General features: G+C 36.1%; 22 protein-coding genes. 10 read left to right on the forward strand and 12 right to left on the reverse strand.

Going from position 1 to position 19,182, the window contains the following annotated elements:
* Positions 1 to 74: 74 nt before the first annotated feature.
* On the reverse strand, positions 75 to 2,909 hold the full coding sequence (leuS, locus tag ABJH90_RS12835) for a leucine--tRNA ligase (protein WP_348141467.1): 2,835 nt from the start codon (positions 2,907 to 2,909) through the stop codon (positions 75 to 77).
* A gap of 80 nt (positions 2,910 to 2,989) precedes the next feature.
* On the opposite strand from leuS, the gene ABJH90_RS12840 reads away from it, so the two are divergent.
* From ABJH90_RS12840 to ABJH90_RS12860, 5 genes are read left to right on the forward strand one after another with little or no spacing between them, the layout of a single operon-like run.
* Positions 2,990 to 3,868, forward strand: a complete 879-nt coding sequence (locus tag ABJH90_RS12840; protein WP_348141465.1) for a permease-like cell division protein FtsX — start codon at positions 2,990 to 2,992, stop codon at positions 3,866 to 3,868.
* Between the two features lie 9 nt (positions 3,869 to 3,877).
* Positions 3,878 to 4,150, forward strand: coding sequence for a DUF3098 domain-containing protein (locus ABJH90_RS12845; protein WP_348141463.1), 273 nt, complete (start codon positions 3,878 to 3,880; stop codon positions 4,148 to 4,150).
* Positions 4,151 to 4,945 (forward strand): undecaprenyl-diphosphate phosphatase, encoded by a 795-nt coding sequence (locus tag ABJH90_RS12850; protein WP_348141461.1) that lies wholly within the window; start codon positions 4,151 to 4,153, stop codon positions 4,943 to 4,945.
* Between the two features lie 37 nt (positions 4,946 to 4,982).
* Complete coding sequence (truB, locus tag ABJH90_RS12855) at positions 4,983 to 5,675, forward strand: tRNA pseudouridine(55) synthase TruB (RefSeq protein ID WP_348141459.1); 693 nt, start codon at positions 4,983 to 4,985, stop codon at positions 5,673 to 5,675.
* Between the two features lie 57 nt (positions 5,676 to 5,732).
* Positions 5,733 to 6,458 carry a hypothetical protein gene (locus tag ABJH90_RS12860; protein WP_348141457.1) on the forward strand — a complete coding sequence of 242 codons (726 nt, stop codon included), beginning with the start codon at positions 5,733 to 5,735 and terminating at the stop codon, positions 6,456 to 6,458.
* Here ABJH90_RS12860 and ABJH90_RS12865 read toward each other — a convergent pair.
* A complete protein-coding gene (locus tag ABJH90_RS12865) occupies positions 6,441 to 7,064 on the reverse strand; it encodes a thioredoxin family protein (RefSeq protein WP_348338104.1) in 624 nt (207 codons plus the stop codon). The two genes, ABJH90_RS12860 and ABJH90_RS12865, sit on opposite strands and share 18 nt — an antisense overlap.
* A 152-nt stretch (positions 7,065 to 7,216) precedes the next feature.
* Between ABJH90_RS12865 and ABJH90_RS12870 the strand changes: the two genes are divergently transcribed.
* Both ABJH90_RS12870 and ABJH90_RS12875 read left to right on the forward strand, forming a co-directional pair.
* Positions 7,217 to 7,780, forward strand: coding sequence for a DNA-3-methyladenine glycosylase I (locus ABJH90_RS12870; protein ID WP_348141453.1), 564 nt, complete (start codon positions 7,217 to 7,219; stop codon positions 7,778 to 7,780).
* Positions 7,767 to 8,357, forward strand: a complete 591-nt coding sequence (locus tag ABJH90_RS12875) for a hypothetical protein (RefSeq protein WP_348141451.1) — start codon at positions 7,767 to 7,769, stop codon at positions 8,355 to 8,357. Before ABJH90_RS12870 ends, ABJH90_RS12875 begins: the two co-directional genes overlap by 14 nt.
* A gap of 105 nt (positions 8,358 to 8,462) precedes the next feature.
* Here ABJH90_RS12875 and aat read toward each other — a convergent pair whose 3' ends face one another.
* From aat to ABJH90_RS12890, 3 genes are all read right to left on the reverse strand, one after another.
* The gene (gene aat, locus ABJH90_RS12880; RefSeq protein WP_348141449.1) at positions 8,463 to 9,125 is read right to left on the reverse strand and encodes a leucyl/phenylalanyl-tRNA--protein transferase; all 663 of its coding nucleotides are present in this window, start codon (positions 9,123 to 9,125) and stop codon (positions 8,463 to 8,465) included.
* Positions 9,126 to 9,189: 64 nt separating this feature from the next.
* On the reverse strand, positions 9,190 to 9,567 hold the full coding sequence (locus ABJH90_RS12885; protein WP_348141447.1) for a DUF3127 domain-containing protein: 378 nt from the start codon (positions 9,565 to 9,567) through the stop codon (positions 9,190 to 9,192).
* Positions 9,545 to 10,456: a flavin reductase family protein gene (locus ABJH90_RS12890; RefSeq protein WP_348141445.1), complete on the reverse strand. Its 912-nt coding sequence runs from the start codon at positions 10,454 to 10,456 to the stop codon at positions 9,545 to 9,547. Before ABJH90_RS12890 ends, ABJH90_RS12885 begins: the two co-directional genes overlap by 23 nt.
* A 107-nt stretch (positions 10,457 to 10,563) precedes the next feature.
* Between ABJH90_RS12890 and ABJH90_RS12895 the strand changes: the two genes are divergently transcribed.
* Both ABJH90_RS12895 and ABJH90_RS12900 read left to right on the forward strand, forming a co-directional pair.
* Positions 10,564 to 11,715, forward strand: a complete 1,152-nt coding sequence (locus tag ABJH90_RS12895) for a HAMP domain-containing sensor histidine kinase (protein WP_348141443.1) — start codon at positions 10,564 to 10,566, stop codon at positions 11,713 to 11,715.
* Entirely contained in the window at positions 11,715 to 12,071 is a 357-nt protein-coding gene (locus tag ABJH90_RS12900) for a hypothetical protein (RefSeq protein ID WP_348141441.1), read from the forward strand. The genes ABJH90_RS12895 and ABJH90_RS12900 overlap by 1 nt, the downstream gene beginning before the upstream one ends.
* Here the strand turns inward: ABJH90_RS12900 and ABJH90_RS12905 are convergent.
* Both ABJH90_RS12905 and greA read right to left on the reverse strand, forming a co-directional pair.
* Complete coding sequence (locus tag ABJH90_RS12905) at positions 12,058 to 12,450, reverse strand: HIT family protein (protein WP_348141439.1); 393 nt, start codon at positions 12,448 to 12,450, stop codon at positions 12,058 to 12,060. The genes ABJH90_RS12900 and ABJH90_RS12905 overlap by 14 nt on opposite strands.
* A gap of 68 nt (positions 12,451 to 12,518) precedes the next feature.
* A complete protein-coding gene (greA, locus tag ABJH90_RS12910) occupies positions 12,519 to 12,995 on the reverse strand; it encodes a transcription elongation factor GreA (protein ID WP_348141437.1) in 477 nt (158 codons plus the stop codon).
* A gap of 250 nt (positions 12,996 to 13,245) precedes the next feature.
* On the opposite strand from greA, the gene ABJH90_RS12915 reads away from it, so the two are divergent.
* Entirely contained in the window at positions 13,246 to 13,683 is a 438-nt protein-coding gene (locus ABJH90_RS12915; protein WP_348141435.1) for a hypothetical protein, read from the forward strand.
* 38 nt (positions 13,684 to 13,721) lie between these two features.
* Here the strand turns inward: ABJH90_RS12915 and ABJH90_RS12920 are convergent, their stop codons facing one another.
* From ABJH90_RS12920 to ABJH90_RS12940, 5 genes are all read right to left on the reverse strand, one after another.
* Positions 13,722 to 15,893, reverse strand: coding sequence for a TonB-dependent receptor (locus ABJH90_RS12920; RefSeq protein ID WP_348141433.1), 2,172 nt, complete (start codon positions 15,891 to 15,893; stop codon positions 13,722 to 13,724).
* Positions 15,894 to 16,234: 341 nt separating this feature from the next.
* Complete coding sequence (locus ABJH90_RS12925; RefSeq protein WP_348141431.1) at positions 16,235 to 17,776, reverse strand: DUF4301 family protein; 1,542 nt, start codon at positions 17,774 to 17,776, stop codon at positions 16,235 to 16,237.
* On the reverse strand, positions 17,773 to 18,336 hold the full coding sequence (locus ABJH90_RS12930) for an ATP-binding protein (RefSeq protein WP_348141429.1): 564 nt from the start codon (positions 18,334 to 18,336) through the stop codon (positions 17,773 to 17,775). Before ABJH90_RS12930 ends, ABJH90_RS12925 begins: the two co-directional genes overlap by 4 nt.
* The gene (gene pnuC, locus ABJH90_RS12935; RefSeq protein WP_348141427.1) at positions 18,291 to 18,929 is read right to left on the reverse strand and encodes a nicotinamide riboside transporter PnuC; all 639 of its coding nucleotides are present in this window, start codon (positions 18,927 to 18,929) and stop codon (positions 18,291 to 18,293) included. The genes ABJH90_RS12930 and pnuC overlap by 46 nt, the downstream gene beginning before the upstream one ends.
* Positions 18,913 to 19,173 (reverse strand): thiamine-binding protein, encoded by a 261-nt coding sequence (locus ABJH90_RS12940; RefSeq protein ID WP_348141424.1) that lies wholly within the window; start codon positions 19,171 to 19,173, stop codon positions 18,913 to 18,915. The genes pnuC and ABJH90_RS12940 overlap by 17 nt, the downstream gene beginning before the upstream one ends.
* Positions 19,174 to 19,182: the final 9 nt, after the last annotated feature.

A 19,182-nucleotide genomic window follows, 5' to 3' on the forward strand; every position in this document is an offset into this window, starting at 1 on the left:
TGCTGATAATACAGCACTGTCATTTTCACAGGAATTGAGTCCACAAATCAAAAAATAAACGATAGCCCGCAAAGTTAGCCCACAATATTTACAATTTTCCCCGGTACCACAATCACCTTTTTGGGAATTCGACCCTGAAGTTGTGCCTTAGTTTTTTCATGAGACATAACGGCGGACTCTATTTCTTCTTTACCCATATCTAAAGGAAGTTCAATAGTAAAACGCATTTTCCCATTAAATGAAATCGGATAGGCCTTACTATTTTCAATGAGGTGGTCTGCCTCAAATTTTGGAAATGGCTCTGTTGAAACAGATTCTATGTGCCTTAACTTCTCCCAAAGTTCTTCAGAAATATGAGGTGCGTAGGGTGAGATCAAAATTGCAAGGGGCTCTAGTATATCTCTGCTCGTACACTTTTGGGCAGAAAGCTCATTAACACAAATCATAAAGGTTGCTACCGAAGTATTGAATGAGAAATTTACAATATCCTCTTCCACTTTTTTGATTGTTTTATGAAGTGATTTTAGCGCTTCTTTTGAAGGTGGCTTCTCCGTAATCTGAAAATCACCATCAGGGCCGGAATGATAAAGCCGCCATAGTTTTTTTAGAAAAGCATATACTCCTGAGATCCCGGCCGTATTCCACGGTTTCGCCTGTTCCAGTGGCCCAAGAAACATTTCATACATACGCAGGGAATCTGCACCATATTCCTCACATATTTCATCCGGGTTTACGACATTGTATTTAGATTTGGACATTTTTTCAACCTCACGGCCAACAATGTATTTTCCATTTTCCAAAACAAACTCAGCATCTTTAAACTCTGGTCTCCACTCTTTAAATGCTTCAATATCCAATTCATCTGAAGAATTAACCAAAGATACATCGGCATGTAATGGACTTACATTTATGTCATTTATTAAACCTTTGGATATCAATTTATTTGTTCCTTCCTCTCTATAAACAAAGGCACTTGTACCCAGAATCATCCCCTGATTAATCAATTTTTTAGCATACTCTTCATGAGGAACCAATTCCTTGTCGAACATAAATTTCTGCCAAAAACGGGAGTATAATAAATGGCCTGTGGCATGTTCAACACCACCAATATAAAGATCTACTTCCTTCCAGTAGTTAATAGCATCCTGGGAGAAGATTGCCTTATCGTTTTCCGGATCCATATACCGGTTAAAATATTGTGAGCTCCCTGCCCATCCGGGCATTGTATTGAGCTCTAAGGGGAAAATTTTTACATGGTCAATTAAACTATTGTTCACCACCTTAGATTTCTGCATATCCCAGGCCCATTCTGTAGCATTCCCCAATGGTGGTTCCCCGGTATCTGTTGGCAAATACTTTTCTACTTCCGGTAACTTCAAGGGAAGGCAGTCTTCATCAATCATTTTAGGCATTCCATCAACATAATATACGGGAAAAGGTTCACCCCAATAGCGTTGACGGCTAAAAACTGCATCTCTAAGCCGATAGTTAACTTTCCCTCTCCCCTGACCAATATTTTCCAGTTCGGAGATTACTTTTTTAGTGGCTTGCTTATAATTTAATCCATTTAAAAACTCAGAATTGGCAATTATGGTCAATTCCTTATCTGCAAATGCTTCTTCGGATATATCTATGCCTTCAAAAATATTAGGAATATGGATATTAAAATGCTTTGCGAAATCATAATCGCGTTGGTCGCCACTTGGTACAGACATAACCGCTCCTGTCCCATAGCCGGCTAAAACATAATCTCCTATCCAAATCGGTATTGATTCCTTGGTAAAAGGATGTTCAACAAATGCGCCCGTAAAAACACCAGTGATAGTTTTTACATCTGCCAACCTATCTCGTTCAGATCGTTTGGAAGTGATTTGAACGTAGTTGTCAACTTCCTCTCTCTGTTCTTTTGTTGTTATTTTTAATACCAATTCATGCTCTGGAGCAAGAGTCATAAAACTAACCCCAAAAATTGTATCCGGCCGGGTAGTGAATACCTCAATGGGGTGGGAGATATTGTTATTATCTGAAGGTATTGTATTAAAAGTAACCGAAGCACCTACAGACCTGCCAATCCAATTTGCCTGGGCGTCCTTAAGAGACTGAGGCCAATCTACTTTTTGTAAATCATCGAGCAGGCGTTGTGCGTATGCCGTAATACGCATACTCCATTGGGTCATTTTTTTTCGTTCCACTGGATGTCCTCCACGCTCAGAGACTCCATTAACAATTTCATCATTAGCAAGAACAGTTCCAAGGGCAGGACACCAATTAACCTCTGTATCTGCTAAGTAGGTCAACCTGTACTTTAATAATAATTCTTCCTGTTTTTTTGAATTCAGCTCATTCCATTCTGCGGCAGTAAATAATGGGGTGTCTTCGTCACAGGATGCGTTGATATTGGTATTCCCTTCTTTTTTGAAAATTTCTATAAGCTGTTCTATTTTTTCAGCTTTATCCTTGCTTTTATTGTACCAGGAATTAAAAAGTTGAATAAATACCCATTGTGTCCATTTGTAATAATTTGGGTCAGAAGTGCGAACTTCCCTCTGCCAGTCATATGAGAATCCCAGTTTATCCAGTTGCTCTCTATATCTGGCAATATTGGCTTCCGTGGTAATAGATGGGTGTTGTCCTGTTTGTATGGCGTATTGTTCAGCCGGAAGTCCAAAGGAATCATAGCCCATTGGATGCAAAACATTAAATCCTTTATGTCTTTTGTAACGGGCATAAATATCACTGGCTATATAACCTAAAGGGTGTCCAACATGAAGACCAGCCCCTGAGGGATAAGGAAACATATCCAAAACATAATACTTCTCCTTCTCCGAGCCATTGATCGCTTTAAATGTGTTTTTGTGCGCCCAATATCTTTGCCATTTAGCTTCAATCTCCCTAAAATTATAGCTCATAATTTTTGTTTATAACCGATACCGCGCAAAAATAAGTTTATTCAATTTACTTTCCTATTTTTACGTATTCATATGCCACTATGAGCAAATCTTTTGAACGCTATCAAAAACGCAAATTGATCTCTTCCTACTTTTCAGTGGTTTTGAGTATTGGACTTGTGCTTTTTTTATTGGGTGTTTTAGGTCTTCTGGTACTAAACACCAAAAAATTAGCGGATCATTTTAAAGAACAAATCAAAATATCTGTTTTCTTAAAGGACAATGCCAAGGAAGTTGAAGTTGATCAATTGCAGAAAAGCCTTGTAATGTCAGATTATACTAAATCTGCGGTCTATGTCTCCAAAGAAGAAGCAGCTGAGGTGCACAGTGCAGAAATTGGTGAAAACTTCCTGGACTTTTTGGGATATAATCCTCTTAAAAATTCAATTGATGTGGCTTTAAAAGCAGATTTTGTATCCACAGAACAAGTAGAGGAAATTGCATCAGAATTGGCCAAAAAGGACTATGTAGAAGAAGTAAGTTATGACAAGCCTCTTATTGCGCTGCTCACAGATAATGTAAAAAGGATTTCCTTCTGGATATTAATAGCTAGTGCCATTTTTACGCTTATAGCTGTTTTATTAATTAATAGTTCTATCCGCTTGTCCATATATTCTAAACGCTTTATTATAAAAACAATGCAAATGGTGGGTGCTACAAAAAGGTTTATCAGAAGGCCTTTTATTTGGACAAATATTAAATTAGGAATGCTGGGTTCATTAATAGCACTTATGGCATTGGGAACTGTTCTCTATTATGTTGACATGAATTTCCCAGAATTAAACCTTTTACAGGACTTTATGATATTGAGTATCCTCTTTGTTAGTGTTTTTGTTTTAGGTGTGCTTATTTCATTAATTAGTACTTATTTTGCCACACAACGTTTTCTTAATCTCAGAACAGATGATTTATATTATTAAATTTGCAGCATGAGTCAAAAGCAAAAAAATAAGCAAAGTCAGGCTCCAAAGCCTGAATTTATCTTCCAGAGAAGAAACTATCTCTTTATGTTTATAGGGCTTGCCTGTATGGCTCTTGGATTTATTTTAATGAGCGGAGGAGGAAGTGATGACCCAAATGTATTTAATCCGGATATATATAACTTCAGAAGAATTCGATTGGCACCAACGTTAGTCCTAATAGGTTTAGGGATTGAGATATATGCCATTTTATTAAATCCGCATAAGAAGAAAAATAATTAATTGGAAATCATAGACGCAATTATCCTTGGCATAGTCCAGGGATTAACGGAGTTTTTACCTGTTTCATCCAGTGGTCATCTGGAATTAGGGAAGGCCATTTTGGGCGATAACTCTATCCCGGAGGAAAGCCTATTGTTCACTGTGGTGCTGCATTTTGCCACAGCCCTAAGTACAATTGTAGTATTTAGGCAAGACGTATGGGAAATTATCAAAGGATTATTTCAATTTAAGTGGAACGAGGAAACCCGTTTTTCTTTAAAGATCGTTATATCTATGATTCCTGCAGCACTAGTGGGATTACTGTTCGAATCGCAGCTGGAAGGTTTTTTTGGAGGTAATGTAGCATTTGTAGGCTATATGCTTCTTATTACAGCTTTGCTCCTATATCTTGCGGATAAGGCTAGAGAAACTCAGAAAAAAGTAACATATTTAAATGCTTTTGTCATAGGCGTTTCTCAGGCAATTGCCATATTACCGGGTATTTCCAGGAGTGGAGCTACAATATCCACTTCCGTATTGCTGGGTGTAGATAAGACTAAAGCTGCCCGATTCTCATTTTTAATGGTTGTGCCTCTTATAATAGGTAAAATGGCTAAAGATATTATTGGTGGAGAGCTCCAGTTTCAAAGTGAGCAAACTATTGCAATGGGCGCAGGTTTTATAGCTGCCTTCATAGCTGGTTTAGCGGCATGTACCTGGATGATTCAACTCGTAAAAAAAAGCAAGTTAAGTTACTTTGCTATTTATTGTTTTGTTGTTGGATGTATTGCCATTGGCTTTGGTCTTTGGGGTTAAATCCTTAATTATGTATCTTTTCTCCTAATTTATTGTCTTGAAAACCAAGGAAGATTTTTTAAAAGGGCAACTTATTCTAATTGACAAACCTTTGGAATGGTCATCCTTTCAGGCTGTTAATGCCGTAAAATGGGCGATTAGAAAAAGATACGAATTAAAAAAAATTAAAGTTGGCCATGCCGGAACTCTAGACCCCCTCGCCAGTGGGCTTTTATTAATTTGTGCGGGGAAATTCACGAAACGGATTCATGAATTTCAAGGTATGCCCAAAGAATATGAGGGCACCATAACATTAGGTTCTTCAACCCCTTCTTACGACCTAGAGACAGAAGTGGATAATGTATATCCAACAGATCATATCACCCATGAACTAATTCACAAGACAAAAGCTTTGTTTCTCGGACAGATCGCTCAAAAACCTCCTGTTTTTTCAGCCTTGAAAAAAGATGGAAAGCGAATGTATGAATATGCAAGAGAAGGTAAGGAATTGGAGATAAAAGCCCGGATTGTAGAAATATTGGAATTTGAGATTTTGGATATAAATCTGCCCGAATTACAATTCAGGATAAAATGTAGTAAAGGCACATATATTAGATCTATCGCCCATGATTTTGGAAAAGCATTGAATTCCGGAGGCCACTTATCATCCCTTAGAAGAACCAAAATAGGGGGTTATAACGTAAATAATGCGGTGACACCGGCTAATTTTAAAGAAATGATGAAAGTTTAACAGCTTTAAAATGAGCTATTGAGTGAAATATATTATTAAAAAGTTGGTTATAGCAATATGGACCTGAATCGAAGTCAGCTTTCTATTATAATTACTTTCTTCTCTCTTTCTATAGTGATATTGTTACTTTTTAATATTCACTTGGGAACTAAGGAGCAGGAAGAGTATATAATTGAACTGAGCTTGGCCGACGAGGAACTTGAAAAAATAATTGAAGAATTGGAGAGGCAGGAAGAGATGGCAAAAGCAGATCCCATAAAAAGTCACATGGCTTTTAACGAAACAGCCAAATCCAGCTTGGAAGAACCGGAACCTCTAAAAACACTTGAAGAAATATTAGAAGAAAAAGAAGCTTCGATGAATGAAGATGAATTCAAAGAATTTTTGAATTCAGATTCGGGATATGCGGCCAGTCTTAAGGATCTAGTAAAAAATAGAGAGGAAAAAAAACAACAACTAGAGGAAGCTGAGGCAAAGAAAAAAGAATTTACAAATAAGCTTGAAAAAAGAAAGACTTCCATTTCATATTCATTAGTTGATCGTTCTAATTATGTGCTTCCGCCACCCATTTACACCTGTATTGAGGGGGGTAGAGTTGTGGTGAATATTGAAGTAGATGCTTCAGGCAATGTAGTTGATGCTAATTTTAATGCAAAAAGCTCTAATACATCCAATGGCTGCCTTGTGGATAACGCTATTTCCTATGCCCTAAAGGCAAAATTCAGTTCCTCGTCAAGAACTACACAAAAAGGAACTATTACCTACCTATTTCAAAGTAAGTAATTCCTTTAGATCATCCAGGATATTTACACCTTTGTCTTTATTATACCAAAGCTGCAAGTCTTGCTTAAATTCCGGACTAAGTTCACCGTATTCTGCTTTATATGCTTCTGCCATTTTGGTTGCCTTAGAAGGTCTTGGACCCCATGTATTTAAGACTTGCATACTCTTCTGATCCACCATGATGAGTTTAGGAATTGACAGGCTACCATTAGTAAGAAAAAGATTCATTAATTCGGGATTCTCATCCCTCAAAACCAACTTTAATGTAATATTTGCCGAAGATTCTGCCAATTTGTTCATTACAGGAATTGAAGGGGCAGCGTCCCCACACCAACTTTCGGTTAAAACGATCCAAAGAACCGGTTTGTCAAATTTCTTTAGTAGTTCGTTTCCCCATTCCGGGAGTTTAATTGTTTTATCCCAACGCTTCATACGCTTACTATTTAATTGCGTATAGTTAATCAGAGATTCTTGCTGTTCGTTACCGGTTGTTTTTCCCAGTTGTGCGAACTCGTCTACTAATTTTCGATATTCGTAATAAGACATGGCATTATATAAGCTATCCCTTATTAAATCTGTCATTGTTCTTGTATTGTTTTTTTGCATTTCGGTTTAGTCGTTTGGTTTGTAAAATAACAACATATATATTAATTTTTGCTCCTCATGACAACAATCCTTATCTGACTCTGAACAGCATATCTTGCTTAAATAATTCAATTCAGATTTATGCCATATCTTTATATAAAAGATCTGGACTAATGCAAATTCACAAATGTGGTTGGTGTTTGGGAAATGAGCTGTATGAAGCTTATCACGATAAAGAATGGGGCGTGCCGGTAAAAGATGATGCAACCTTATTTGAATTCCTTGTCCTTGAAACCTTTCAGGCAGGACTAAGTTGGCTGACTGTACTTAAGAAAAGAGAAAATTTTAGGAAAGCCTTTGACAATTTTGATTATAAAAAGATTTCAACCTACAATCAACTAAAAATTGACGCTTTGCTGCAGGATGCAGGTATCATTCGGAACAAACTTAAAATTAGAGCTACCGTTACCAATGCCCGGGCATTTCTCGAGATACAAAAAGAATTAGGAAGTTTCAGTTCATACATTTGGGACTTTGTAGATGACCAACCCATAAAAAATAAAATTGAGAACCACAAAGAAGGCCCTGCAAATACGGCTTTATCTGACACCATTAGCAAAGACCTTAAAAAAAGAGGCTTCAAATTCGTGGGTAGTACAGTGGTATATGCCCATATGCAAGCTACAGGAATGGTAAATGATCATGAGATAAATTGTTTTAGATATGAAGAGGTATAAGAGTTTGCCAGTTTTAGTATTGATCTTATTTCAGTTCACAATTGTTAATTCTCAGGTAAAGGTTGAGCGGGAACACCGCATTAAAAAAAATCAGTTCCCAGAGGCAGCTCATACTTTCATTAATGACAAACTTCAAGGTTATAAAAAAATGCGTTTCTATAAAGAAACCGATACCTCTCGAACAACTTATGGAGCAAAGTTTAAAAAGGATAAATTGAATTATAGTATTGAATTTGATAAATGGGGCAGTCCTCTGAATTTTGAAATTCTAATTAAAGAAGTAGATGTCCCTTCAGATTCATGGATGGAAATCACAAAGTTTCTAAAAGAAAAGTTTGTGAAACATAAAATAAGAAAGATTTACCAGCAGTATATTGTTACCTCCAGTGAAATGATTGAAACTACATTTAAAAATGCATTTCAAAATCTGTTAATCCCATCTGTAAATTACGATTTAATCGTACGAGGAAAAATTCAAGATGCGTTTATAGACTATGAAATTTTATTTGGAGCGGATGGAGCTTTTAAAAAAATGAAGGAATCCCTTCCGGCCAATTATGATCATGTTCTATATTAACCAGGAATAAACGATTTCTACTTGGTTTCATGAGGTTAGAAAAAATACAACCTATACTATAATTATTCTTGATCCACTCTAAACAGATTCCTCTTTCTTACAACGCTAAATGCTGTTCTGCAATAGTTTTAGGAATTCCTTCCTCGGGATTTCTTCGGCTCCTAAGCTTGCCAAATGCTTAGTATAAACCTGACAATCTATGAAATTATAGTTACGCTCTTCGAGGTCCCTGGCCAGATTAATAAATGCAAATTTGGATGCGTTATTCGCCTTAGAAAACATACTTTCACCACAAAATAACTGTCCCAGATCAATTCCGTAAAGGCCTCCTACTAATTTTTCATTTTCCCAAACTTCATACGACTTTGCAAACCCGAGATCATGCAATCGTAAATAGGCCTCTTTCATACTATTGGTAATCCAGGTACCTTCCTGCCCCATTCTCTCTATTTCGGCACAGGCTTCCAGAACTTCCTTAAAACATTTATTCCTGGTTAAAGTGAACCGGGTACCCGACAAAATTTGTCGCATACTTTTAGAAATCCTAATCTTATGAGGGAATAAGACCATCCTGGGATCCGGGCTCCACCATAAGATCAAAGAATCGTCATTAAACCAGGGAAATATCCCTGATTTATATGCCAGCAGTAATCTTTCAGGAGATAAATCCCCTCCAACTGCCAGTAAACCATCGGCATTAGCATTTTCCGCCGGAGGAAATTCTAACAGCTCTGTTAAAAAGTAAATATCGCTATTCTTGTTTTTCAAGTTAAACAGTTCTTAAAATTACCCGTCAACTTAAAAATAATCCGCAGCTGAAAAGGGCGTTTATCTAAAATGGCAGATCGTCATGATCTTCTTCATTTAGTTCTTCGGCCGGTTCAAATGCTTCAATTGGAGGCACAGGTGGTATTCCACTATCCCCTTGATCGGGTTGTAAAGTTTCAATTCGCCATCCTTGAACAGAATTGAAATATTTAACCTCCCCTTGAGGGTTTGTCCATTCTCTTCCTCTTAGGTTAATGCTAATCTTTACAGTTTCTCCAACATTATGCTTATTAAGCAAATCACACTTATCCTGAACGAATTCCACCAATATATGTTGGGGATACTGTTCTTCAGTTGTAATAACCACCTCTCTTTTTCTAAAACCGTTATTTCCAAAGGTTTTAGTCTCATCAATCAATTTAATTTTTCCTTGTATTTCCATTTAAATCTGTATTTATTAGCAATACTTTCCATGCCGAAAGTATCTTATTATTATCTAAATATTCTCTTGTTATTCTACGTAATTCCTTTGTATCCTTGTTTTTGACAATTGACCTAATTTGATCATTTGTTGTTTTAAATTCTTCAACATCATTTTTATCCGGAATTCTATCAACATTTCCCAATAAGCCCAAATCGTTCCCTGTAAGCATTTTCATTGATCTTATGTCTTCAGGTATATTATCAACCCCTATTCCAAGCTTGGAAAGTGGTTTTGGAACCTCAAACATGCCCTTATTGGCCCTACTATACCAATTACCTCCCATTCGTGCAACCTGATCAATCTTAAATTGGTCTATTGAACCATTTTCATCTAAAATGGATTCCTGGATGTGCATTTTAACAACTTCTGCAAAAACCAGATTACCAGCTCCCCCTTGCTTGCCTAAAGTCTCAACCTTTGTAACTTTACATTCAAACTGGACAGGGGATTCCGCAACCCTGAATGGTTTAACCAAATCTGAGTCTAACATGGTTAATCCGGCCTTTGTAAATTCATTTACATTTTGACCATATTCCGTACTGGTCAAAGACATTTGTTGTACGAGTTCGTAATTTACAATATTGATAACCACTTCTTTTGTTTTAAGCACATTATTTAGTGTATGCTTAGTAGTATTATCCCGTACTCTTCTGGCAGGTGAGAAAATTAAAATAGGTGGATTAGCACTAAAGACATTAAAAAAACTAAAGGGTGAAAGGTTTGGAATTCCTTTTTCGTCAATAGTACTTGCAAAAGCTATCGGCCTGGGTCCAACCGCACCTAAAAGGTAAGAATGTAACTGCCCGGTAGTAATTTCAGAAGGGATTAACGATATAGCTTTTTGCATCAAAACAAAGGTATATAAATTGTATCCCATTTAAAACTTTAACTCGCTTGTAGAACACAACATTTTAGGCCAATTTCAGTTATCTTTAATGCTAATTAACCGAAAGGATGAATTTTAATTCCCAAAAGAAGACTTCAAATCTATTTCTATTAATAGCATCTTTTGTTATTGTGAGTCTTATTCTTTGGAATACCAATAGTTTTTTTAAAAAATTCAAGGAAGAAGAGCGCCATAAAATGGAGATTTGGGCTACAGCTCAGTCCGAATTATTGCAGTCTTCAGAGGACAGGGATCTGGGGAATCTACACGTTAAAATCTTTCAAAACAATACCTCTACCCCTATGATTCTGGTAAATATGGATGGATCCATAAGGACCAACAACATGCCGGAAGAATTAGTTGTTGATACAATTTATTTAAAGAAAAAGATAAAAAAATTTGAAGCAGAAAATACACCTATTTCTATTGATTATAACAATGAGCAATTAGCTACACTCTATTACGGTAATTCAGAAGTATTAAATAAATTAAAATACTACCCTATTGCTCTTTTATTAATCATATTTCTGTTTGCTGCAGTTATCTTCTTTTTCTTTAAAACCAACAAAGCATCGGAACAAAACAAACTATGGGCGGGAATGGCAAAGGAAACTGCCCACCAGATTGGCACCCCGTTAACCTCACTTCTTGGTTGGAATGAACTATTGAAGAGCGAACAAATAAACCCGGATATTACCAAAGAAATTGAGAAAGATATTGGAAGATTACAGAACATAACAGATCGTTTTTCTAAAATAGGTTCACTCCCAAAACTTCAAGAACACGACATTGTTAAAGAAACCAGGAGTGCCTTTGAATATCTAAAACTCAGAAGTTCTAAACTTATTCATTTTACTTTTTCCTCTAAGGTTGAAGAACTTCCCGTACTTTTAAACCGTTCTTTATATAATTGGACCATTGAAAATTTGGTCAAAAATGGAATTGACGCCATGAAAGGCAAAGGTGATATTGCCATCGAAATTGTTCCGGACGGCAAATTTGTTAACATATTAATTTCAGATACCGGACATGGAATAGCGAAAGGAGACTTCAATTCTATTTTTAATCCTGGTTACACTTCAAAAAAAAGAGGCTGGGGTTTAGGATTATCTCTTGTTAAAAGGATAATTGAGGAGTATCATAAAGGAAAAGTAAGAGTGCTTTCTTCGAGCAAGGAAGGTACTATAATGCAGATATCAATAAAATCAGATCAGCAATAATGGCAAAAGAAAAATTAGTTGTTATTAAAGAGGCCGACATCACGAATAATTGCCCTGAATGCTTTAATCAGGACATGAAAATCACGTTTTATCAAAAGCACTTATTTGGAAGGCTTTATCATAAGATTACCGCTAAGGTTAGTCATCAAATTAAATGCAATACATGTGAAAGTATTATTTACCCCGTAAATTGGACTGAAGATATTGAGCGGATATTTGAGTATTACCAAAAAATGGTTAATCCGGAAAAAGCGAGTACAAAATTCACTGCATTATTTTATATTCTTATACTGTCGCCTATTATTATTGTCAGTGCTTTATTCTACCTATTCCAAAGCGGTATTATTTCATTTTAGAACGAATTTTCCGGGCAATATCTTCAAATTCTTCTGATGAAAATTTCATTTTGTTCATAAAGGTTGCATCTGCCATTTTACTTAAGGGAATAAGATGTACATGCACATGGGGCACCTCCAAACCTATCACTGTAATCCCCACTCGTTGACAGTCTATAGCTGCTTCGATGGCTTTACCAACCTTTCGGGAAAATGCCATTAACCCTAAATATTCAGCTTCCTCCATATCCATTATTTTATCCACTTCATTCTTAGGTACACATAAGGTATGCCCCGCTGCGTTAGGATTAATGTCCAGGAAGGCAAAATAATTATCATCTTCTGCAATTTTGTAAGAAGGTATATCGCCATTTATTATTTTAGTAAAAATACTTGCCACAATCAATTATTTGTTAAAAAGAAATCCTGTCAATATTGACAGGATTAAATATAAAAAATTAAAGTTTTTTAATTCCTGCTTATTTCAAGAATATCAAATTTTAGTGTCCCATTGGGTACTGTAATTTCCGCAACCTCTCCAACTTCTTTACCAAGAAGGCCTTTGCCAATTGGTGAAGTAACAGAAATTTTTCCAGACTTTAAATCCGCTTCACTTTCAGCTACAAGTGTATAGCTTAAAACCATGCCATTTTGTTGGTTTTTAAGTTTTACAGTCGAAAGTACCAGTACTTTAGAAGTATCTAGTTGAGTTTCATCAATTAATCTGGCATTTGACAAAGTTTCCTCCAGTTTAGCTATCTTTAATTCTAGTAATCCCTGTGCTTCCTTAGCCGCATCATACTCGGCATTTTCAGATAAATCACCCTTATCCCTTGCATCAGCGATTGCCTGAGAGGATTTAGGTCTTTCAACATCCCTCAGGTAATTTAATTCTTCTTTGAGATTTTTTAATCCTTCAGCAGTGTAATATGACACATCACTCATAACTTCATTATTTATTGAACATCTTAAGCTTGCCCAAAAGCATATAACAATAAATCCTACGAAAACGCAGGATTAGTTTAAACTACCATTTTGATTTAACTAATTTAAGATAAACACATTAAGTGGAGCAATTCATCAAAATGAGGTTTAACTGATAAGAAAATCCCCTTTTTTAAAGAGGATTTAACGCAAAGATACATATTTTTTGTTCAATTTTGTTTAAGATATCTTATTTGAATCTCATTATTATATGAAAAGAATATGCCTTTGGCTAGTTTTTATTTTGCTTCTTGCCTGTAGTAAAGATGAAGAAAACCGGAATCCTTATTTGCTGGATGTTGGTTTCAGATTTGAAGCTAATCTTAATTTACCCTTATATAGTCCTTTAACCAACACAGGAAATGCAATATATATTGGAAACCAGGGCGTTGGAATAAGGGGTGTTTTTGTAATCAATACGGGTTTTGACCAATTTTTTGCCTGGGAAGCCAGTTGCCCAAATCATGCTCCAAACGCCTGTTCTACAATGGATCTCAATAGTCAAACTGTAATTTGTTCATGCGAAGATTTTGAATATAGTTTGTTTACCGGACAACAATTAGACAGGCCTGATGATGGGGAACGCTATTATGACCTTTTATTTTATAACACTTCATTTGATGGAACAACGGTTGTAATTTCCAACTGAGAAAAAGGTAAAACATCCTAAATTACTACTAGATAACCTTAGAAGTTAAATGTCGCTCCTATTAAAAAGTTTATCCCGGCCTGTGGGTAGTATCCGGCACCCTCAATTGTAGTTATAGTTCCCGGATTGGAAAAATCGTCATCATAGGTAAAAAAGTAGCCGTTGGACACAAATTTTGCATTAAAAACATTATTAATCAGGCCTGAGAGTACAATGCTTTTTATGAATGAATTTGTAATGAAAGTGTATTGTATATTTAAATCTGTTTGAGAATAGTCCTCAAGAACAGAACCTTCCGCATCAATATTTCCCATAAATTGTTTTCCAACATATTTTGTAAGTAACGACATTTGAAATTTTTCATTTGGCAAGTAGCTAAGAATGTTACCCACCACAATATCAGGGGAGTAGGCAATGTTGGTATTCCCCAAGTTTTGTAACTCCCCATCTCTCTGAAAAAGAAAATCAATATTTTTATTTGTGCTCAGTGCTATATTGGGTTGTAATTTGAAGCGCTTACCAATACCAATACTGGCATCAACTTCAAGACCAAGACGATAACTGTCACCAACATTCGCCCGGAGTGGGGCTCCTACATCATTGAGTTCTCCGGTTAATACCAACTGATCTTTATATCTCATGTAATATATATTGGTGCTTACCTGAACAGAAGGTGTGATATACCGCCAACCCAGTTCAAAATCATTCAGTTTTTCTGGTTTAGGATTGCCATTCTCATAATCATTCCTGTTAGGTTCACGATTGGCAACCGCAAAGGAGAGGTATAAATTATTTGCATTATTAAGATCATAGGTGACACCAAGTTTAGGATTAAAGAAATTAAATGTATCATCTACCATTCCAGTTTCAACACCGTTTGCCCTGTATTGTACATTTCTAAATTGTAAATCTCCAAAAAGTCTCCAATTTTGCGCAATCTCATAATTTATTTTTCCGAACACATTAAAGTCTGTTTTTTTGGAATCATCATCGTAATATCTATCCCTAATCATACTATTTCCTGCAAAACGCGCCCAAATTACTTCACCAAAATGATCTCCTTTATAGGAATTCCACCCTCCACCAATGATGAGGTTTATTCTTTCTTTTTGATATTTAGCTGAAAATACTGTTCCGTAAAAATCATTATCAAGCCAACGGCGACGGATTAAGTCTGTTGTATTCACCACCTCTCCATCAACCACTATTGGGGTAAATCCATAGGTTGCAAAATCATCATCCTCTCTAAACTGCTCAAAGTAACCGCGTCCTTTGGTATAATGAAATGCAATATTTGTGCTCCATAAAGGTGATATATTCTCATTCCAGAGTAGCTGAAAATGATCTTGTTTATAATTATCTTCTTCCCTGTCATAAAACTGAGTATTACCATTTTCATCGGTATACATACCGGCCGGGTTAAAAGTCCTGTCAGTAGCAAGAGTTCCGGCATCAATGCCAAACCATGACTGGTAAGTAACCTCGTGTCCTCCGAAAAGGAGTGCTTTAATCAATGTATTATCATCAACATAAGAACCTTGTAAAAAATAGGAATCCAGTTCAGAAGAAGCCCTGTCAATATAGCCATCAGATGTTATTCTGGATAATCTCCCGGAAATTTCAATGTGTTCATTTAACAATCCTGTACTGAACTTAATATTATTACGCAGGGTATTAAAGCTGCCATAGGAAGATGATATATGTCCATAGGCTTCCAGCGAGGTAGCTTCTGTCAAAATATTTAAACTTGCCCCAAAAGCCCCCGCGCCATTTGTTGATGTTCCAACTCCACGCTGTAATTGCAGGTTCTCCGTGGAGGATGCAAAATCGGGCAAATTCACCCAAAACGTTCCGTGTGATTCAGAATCATTATAAGGTATTCCATTAATAGTAACATTAACCCGGGTGGCATCACTTCCCCTAACGCGTATACCCGTATACCCTACTCCGGCCCCGGCATCTGAAGTTGTTACAACGGCGGGTAAAAAGTTCATAAGAACAGGGATGTCCTGACCAAGGTTCCTTGGCATTATTTCATCCTTTTCTAAATTGGAAAACGTTACAGGAGTTTCTTGAGTAACCCTTATGGCAGAAACGAAAACCTCATCTAAAACAATTTTTTTAAGGGAAGTGGTATCCGATTCTTGTTGTTGAGCATTAGACTTTGCACCAATACAAATCAAGAAAAAAAATGGTATAAAAGCCTTCATTCGTAGTTCCATTACACGAATAAAAGGGGTTCTATTCTACTTTTTATGATTTTTTCTTTTCCTGAAGAGACAGAAAAAAATCCAAATGGCGATTTTCGCCTCCCTTAGCAGCATTACCTGCCCAGGTTCTTTGGGTATAATCTCAGCTTATCCTGAAAAAATCTTAAAAATCGTGTCTAATGTAAACAGATTTATAGAATACTTTATAACAGGAGTTCGCACCCCTTTTGAGATGAAACAAAGTTACGATGGTAGTTCCATTTTTCATAATAAAACTCCATAATTAAGATTCGACATAATAAGAAAAAATCCTTTTCTTCAAAAGAACATATCTCCCTAAACTAAGTTACCTGATGTGTCGGCTTTAAAAGGTCGTTTACCGTTTTTACCGGGTTAAACGTGAATAAGGGAACTTCAACAAATATGGTATTCCAAAAGGCCATCGCCCCGTTCCAAAGTCCGGGTAATTCCAGGGCCTTTAGTTCTTTACCATTTTCTGTTTTTTTACTGATAAAACCCTGTTTGGTATCAACAAAGTTCAAGAGGTTATACTTTTCTCCTCTAAAATTTCTAACTCCACATACAATGTCGACCGGGTTAAAATGTGTTGAATTCTTTAAAATGGCCATTTGGCTTTCATCAGAGGCGTCAACCTGTGCAGATTCTACAATTTGTAGTGAAATATGATCATGTGCGTCTCTTATCCAAAAAGGACCTCCTCCCGGTTCACCTTCATTCCTAACCATTCCACAAATACGGATGGGTCTGTTGATCTTATCTTTTAATATTTCCAATTGCTCGGCGATACTAAAACTTGAAAAACTCTCCAAAAACCTCACATTGAGATCATTTTCTAAAAATGTTTTGATTTCGTGTAATTGCTCCCCATTAATGTCATTTCTATCCAGTTGATCTGCATAGGCAAATGCTTTTTGTTGTACTTCCAGAAGCAAACCGGCAAGTACTTTTTTGCTATTTGCGAGTTCAGCTTCGTGTTTAGGCACTACTACATTATCAATATTTTTAATAAAGATAATATCGGCATTTTGTTCATTTAAGTTCTCAATAAGTGCACCATGACCACCAGGTCTAAATAGTAATGAACCGTCATCCTTCTCAAATGGTTCATTATCCGGAGTTACGGCTATAGTATCTGTAGAAGGTTTTTGATTTGAATAGGTAACTTCAAATTCCGTTTTGGTAGCTTTTGATACCCTGGGGCCAACAGCTTTAAATTCCTGAGAAAACAAGGATTGGTGCTGTTCTGAAATAGTAAAATGTAATTTTGCAGTATTGTTTAAGGCAACATACCTGAAAGCTTCTTTCAAATGCTCTTCAAAAGGAGTAACAGTAAATTCCCCGTAATTGTGAAAGGGTAAAAGGCCTTTCGGGTAAAAACCATAATTAAGATTATCATTCAGTAACATTTCACATACAAAACGATATTTGATGTCATTTGCTGAACCAGATTTACTTTTTATTCGCTTTTGAACAATCTCGTAAAAAGGAAATTTTTTAATTTGTTTGAAAAAGGTCTTTAAATCTGTATCATTCAATCTTTCTACATAGGCATCTACATCTTCGACCTCAGGATCGTAATGCTCTAAAAAGTTAAAGAGGGATTTAAACATTCTAGATGCAGCGCCAGACGCCGGAACAAATTTGAGTAAACTTAATAGCCTTTTTAGTTCTTCGAACTTACTGACTAACTTTTTCTCCCGTGTTTTACTCAATTTCAAAATCCCATCCGAAACTATAGCGGCCTTTTCCAACCTTACAAATGGTATCCCCTCTTTAAAGGTCTCAATCTGATCCAGAACCTTTTCTTTTGAGATTCCTTTTTCCTGTAGTTGTTGTAAATCCATTGGTGAAAACTCAATCATGTGTCGAGCAGTTTATCGATAGATTTAATGGCCAGTGCAAGTCTTTTCCCATTATCCCCATTTAAAATAACAAAATTCTTATCATACTTTTCCAATGTTTCTTTAAAATATAGAAACATGCGTTCGCGTTCATTAGGTTTATCCCGAAGATCGTCTTTTTCCCAGGGAATATCTATGGAAGTTAGCAAATAAAGATCGTATGTATTCCGCAAAGCGTATTTTTCCAAAACAGGATCGCAATAACCAAGGTAATATGCTTCAGAATATACTTTAGTTTCTAAAAGATCTGTATCGCAAATAAGAAGTTTATTTGCTTTTCCCGTCAAGTAATTTTCCAAACGAATTTGGCCTTCTGCGATGGGCATCAAATCATGAGGTTCACAAGTTTTTTGTTCTTTACTCCACTTTTCCTGCAAATATTCACGGGCGTATTCGGGCACCCACTCTGTTTGATAGTGATTTGCAAGTTCCTGAGCCAAGGTAGTCTTCCCTGTTGATTCAGGTCCAAACAGAACTACTTTAATAATGTTAGCGGGCTTTTGTTTAAGTTTTTCTTCCATGCCATATAGCCATAAATGGCGATTATGGTAAATAATAAATATTGAAGTGATGTAAAAATAAGTCCTTTATACAAATATAAAGGAACTGTAATTACATCACCAATAATCCAATAGATCCAATTTTCGAGTTTTTTTTTCGCCATTAGCCACATCCCTACAAAGAAAATGGCTGTTGTAAGGGTATCCACATAGGCCGTCCAACTATTGAATTTATCAAACAAGGAATATACCAGAAGGACAAAAACAACAGCACCAATAAACAGGACTACGGACCATTTTTTCTCTTGCTTGTTCGTTTTTGTTATTGGGATAAAATGGTCGGCATCTACTTTTCTCGTCCATAGGTACCAGCCAATAATACTCATGGAAAAATAATACGCGTTTATAAGCATGTCTCCCAATAGCCCATATACCCAAAGAATATATACAAAGATCCCCGTGTTGATTATTCCGGTAGGAAATACAAGGATATTTTCTCTTTTTGCATACCATACGCTTAAAAACCCGAAAACAACACCTATCATTTCAAGGATGATTAGAAACGCAGGGGTATCCTGGTATTGAGCAAAAACCCAATCAAAAATCTGACTCATAATTGCTTCGGTCTGTTTTTACGATCTTGATATACATTAAACCATTTTCCATTAATTCCAAAACAAGTTTAATTTCATTATTAAGCAGTTTCATTATATCATCATAATCTCCATAAATCTGAGTGCTTAAAGGATTTTCCAAGACGGTAAAACCGGAGGCTCGTATTTTTTTAATAAAACCTATTATAAGCTCTTCATAATTATCCTGTAGCGGGGTTAAGGTCAGTTCAACAGATATATTCATAAATTGTAA

It is taken from the genome of Eudoraea sp. (assembly GCF_039969275.1).
GTDB lineage: Bacteria > Bacteroidota > Bacteroidia > Flavobacteriales > Flavobacteriaceae > Eudoraea.

Excerpts from the sequence above, each read along its gene's own strand:
- ABJH90_RS12895 (WP_348141443.1), top strand. The coding sequence starts at position 10,564 with ATGAATTTTAATTCCCAAAAGAAGACTTCAAATCTATTTCTATTAATA.
- leuS (WP_348141467.1), bottom strand. The coding sequence starts at position 2,909 with ATGAGCTATAATTTTAGGGAGATTGAAGCTAAATGGCAAAGATATTGG.
- ABJH90_RS12845 (WP_348141463.1), top strand. The coding sequence starts at position 3,878 with ATGAGTCAAAAGCAAAAAAATAAGCAAAGTCAGGCTCCAAAGCCTGAA.
- ABJH90_RS12870 (WP_348141453.1), top strand. The coding sequence starts at position 7,217 with ATGCAAATTCACAAATGTGGTTGGTGTTTGGGAAATGAGCTGTATGAA.
- ABJH90_RS12875 (WP_348141451.1), top strand. The coding sequence starts at position 7,767 with ATGAAGAGGTATAAGAGTTTGCCAGTTTTAGTATTGATCTTATTTCAG.
- ABJH90_RS12890 (WP_348141445.1), bottom strand. The coding sequence starts at position 10,456 with ATGCAAAAAGCTATATCGTTAATCCCTTCTGAAATTACTACCGGGCAG.
- ABJH90_RS12915 (WP_348141435.1), top strand. The coding sequence starts at position 13,246 with ATGAAAAGAATATGCCTTTGGCTAGTTTTTATTTTGCTTCTTGCCTGT.
- ABJH90_RS12885 (WP_348141447.1), bottom strand. The coding sequence starts at position 9,567 with ATGGAAATACAAGGAAAAATTAAATTGATTGATGAGACTAAAACCTTT.
- ABJH90_RS12925 (WP_348141431.1), bottom strand. The coding sequence starts at position 17,776 with ATGATTGAGTTTTCACCAATGGATTTACAACAACTACAGGAAAAAGGA.
- ABJH90_RS12865 (WP_348338104.1), bottom strand. The coding sequence starts at position 7,064 with ATGCAAAAAAACAATACAAGAACAATGACAGATTTAATAAGGGATAGC.
- ABJH90_RS12900 (WP_348141441.1), top strand. The coding sequence starts at position 11,715 with ATGGCAAAAGAAAAATTAGTTGTTATTAAAGAGGCCGACATCACGAAT.
- ABJH90_RS12840 (WP_348141465.1), top strand. The coding sequence starts at position 2,990 with ATGAGCAAATCTTTTGAACGCTATCAAAAACGCAAATTGATCTCTTCC.
- ABJH90_RS12920 (WP_348141433.1), bottom strand. The coding sequence starts at position 15,893 with ATGAAGGCTTTTATACCATTTTTTTTCTTGATTTGTATTGGTGCAAAG.
- pnuC (WP_348141427.1), bottom strand. The coding sequence starts at position 18,929 with ATGAGTCAGATTTTTGATTGGGTTTTTGCTCAATACCAGGATACCCCT.
- ABJH90_RS12860 (WP_348141457.1), top strand. The coding sequence starts at position 5,733 with ATGGACCTGAATCGAAGTCAGCTTTCTATTATAATTACTTTCTTCTCT.
- greA (WP_348141437.1), bottom strand. The coding sequence starts at position 12,995 with ATGAGTGATGTGTCATATTACACTGCTGAAGGATTAAAAAATCTCAAA.
- ABJH90_RS12940 (WP_348141424.1), bottom strand. The coding sequence starts at position 19,173 with ATGAATATATCTGTTGAACTGACCTTAACCCCGCTACAGGATAATTAT.
- ABJH90_RS12930 (WP_348141429.1), bottom strand. The coding sequence starts at position 18,336 with ATGGAAGAAAAACTTAAACAAAAGCCCGCTAACATTATTAAAGTAGTT.